The organism is Oleiphilus sp. HI0117 (assembly GCF_001635235.1).
Window position 1 is genome coordinate 1 of sequence record NZ_LWGA01001281.1, and the last position, 2,100, is coordinate 2,100.

At 46.4% G+C, this 2,100-nt stretch carries 3 protein-coding genes and 1 pseudogene; 2 read left to right on the forward strand and 2 right to left on the reverse strand.

What is annotated here, in order from left to right:
- Window positions 1-653 (forward strand): NAD-dependent epimerase/dehydratase family protein (locus tag A3757_RS22270; protein ID WP_068740324.1); only part of this gene is annotated, 653 nt, incomplete at its 5' end.
- A gap of 5 nt (window positions 654-658) precedes the next feature.
- A complete protein-coding gene (locus A3757_RS22275) occupies window positions 659-1,150 on the forward strand; it encodes a HugZ family protein (protein WP_068510560.1) in 492 nt (163 codons plus the stop codon).
- 103 nt (window positions 1,151-1,253) lie between these two features.
- Here the strand turns inward: A3757_RS22275 and A3757_RS22280 are convergent, their stop codons facing one another.
- Window positions 1,254-1,865, reverse strand: a complete 612-nt coding sequence (locus A3757_RS22280) for a flavin prenyltransferase UbiX (protein WP_068510562.1) — start codon at window positions 1,863-1,865, stop codon at window positions 1,254-1,256.
- Window positions 1,858-2,100 (reverse strand): annotated as a pseudogene (locus A3757_RS27215) (UDP-N-acetylmuramate:L-alanyl-gamma-D-glutamyl-meso-diaminopimelate ligase); the annotation flags it as partial. The gene A3757_RS22280 and the pseudogene A3757_RS27215, both read right to left, overlap by 8 nt.

The window sequence follows — 2,100 nt, forward strand, 5'->3', positions numbered from 1 at the left end:
GGAAAACAGCATGGGTTGCTGGCGCAAACGGACTAATCGGTAGTCATTTGGTTTCTTTGCTCAATCAACATCCCGCTTATGAACGTGTTGTTGCTTTCGTCCGCTCACCTTCAAGTGCCTCTTGGGCCAAGCTGCCTAAGGTTGAACAATGGCCAGTCAACTACCGTGAGCTCAGCGCTCCCGAACCCAAAAAAGTAGACGATATATTTTGCGCCCTGGGTTCTACTACTCGTAAAACGCCAAATAAAGAAGCTTACTACGAAATAGATGTCACCTTTCCTTTGAATGTTGCACGGCTAGGTCTTCAGAACGGCGCTCGCTATTATGGCCTTGTCTCTGCGCATGGTGCCAAGGTGAAAGCGTTCTCCTACTATATGCAAATGAAAGGCGAACTGGAACATCAGCTACTTGAGCTCAATTATCCTCATATAGCACTTGCTAGGCCTAGCCTATTACTCGGCGACAGAGGTGAATTTCGTCCAGCTGAAAAGCTAGGTGAAGTATTTATGGGCATACTCCCTGGCAATTTAAAAGCGATTCAAGCTCACGATGTTGCCGCTGCACTGATTCTTGAGGCAAATCGTTCTAAGCGGGGCACACAAGTGCTTAACTCAGCAATGATGCAAGGCGCGATAAAACAGCTAGAAAAGTAAACACCATGGCAAAGAACCCTGAAATCAGTACAGAGCAAATTCAAACTGAAATCGCTGAACTCAACGAGCAAATTCAGACACTCCAATTAGCAACACTTGGAAAAGATAAAGAGCCGTGCATCAGCTATACCCCCTTTCTGAAAACGGGCTCAGCTTACTACATTTTTATCAGTCAGCTTGCGACACACACGCACAATTTACTTGCTCACCCCAGTCTCTCTATTTTGATCATTGAAGATGAAGACAAGAGCAAAAACGTTTTTGCCCGCAAGCGACTAAACCTTAAGTGCAAAGCAGAAGAACTCAAGCAAGAAGACCCTGAATGGAACAATATTCTTGATGGCTTTGAAAAACGTCATGGAAATACAGTGAAGCTGCTTCGCTCTCTACCCGACTTTCATCTATTCAGACTAACTGCGGTTTCAGGTACTTATGTGAAAGGCTTTGGACAGGCTTTTGAGCTGACTGGAGACGATATTAAGCATATCAAAGCTTAAGCAGATTCCCCCTCGAAAAAACTTTCCCCGTGCTAAACCGCCAGCGAGCCGTGGAATGTTCTAACTACGAAGAGTTTCAATCGAGTCTGACCCCGTTGAAAACTTACTCACCCCATTTCGGCATCAAAGACTGTTCCAAGCCCAATTGAGATAAGATACGTGCTACAACAAAGTCGACCATATCTTCGATAGACTTTGGTTGATGGTAAAAACCTGGGCTTGCCGGGAGGATAACTGCCCCCATACGCGTGAGCTTGAGCATATTCTCTAGGTGAATTTCTGAGTAAGGTGCTTCTCTGGGAACTAGTATCAACTGACGACGCTCTTTCAAAGCCACGTCAGCGGCACGTTCGATCAGGTTATTACTTGCTCCCGTTGCGATGGCTGATAAGGACCCTGTACTACATGGGCAAACCACCATTCGACTCGGTGCACCGGAGCCAGATGCTAAAGGAGACATCCAATCCTCTTTGCCAAAAACACGAATCATTCCGGGCTCGGCAGAAAAATGGTCACTGAGGAAGGATTCCATTTGTGCTGCTTGTGCGGGCAACTTATATTCGGTTTCTGTGGCGATTACAATATGCGCTGCCTTGCTCACCATCAGGTAAACCGGCACGCTCTGCTTTAGTAAACATTCAATCAAGCGCAGAGCATACTGCGCGCCCGATGCACCAGTAATCGCTATTGATACCGGTTCGACCACCTTAGTCATTCACCTGTTCCTCTAGCGCTTCCACTAACTTGCCATGAATACCTGCGAAGCCGCCATTGCTCATGATCACAATATGACTTTCACCCGAGAGCTTAGACTTTACCTTATTGATTAAGTCATTAAGGGTATTGCCAAGCTCATGCTTAGTGCTTTGCTTGCTTGCCGTTTGAGCAATCAAGTCATCCAACCAAGTCATATCCGACAAGTCTGCCCAAACCACATGATTGGCCTCTTC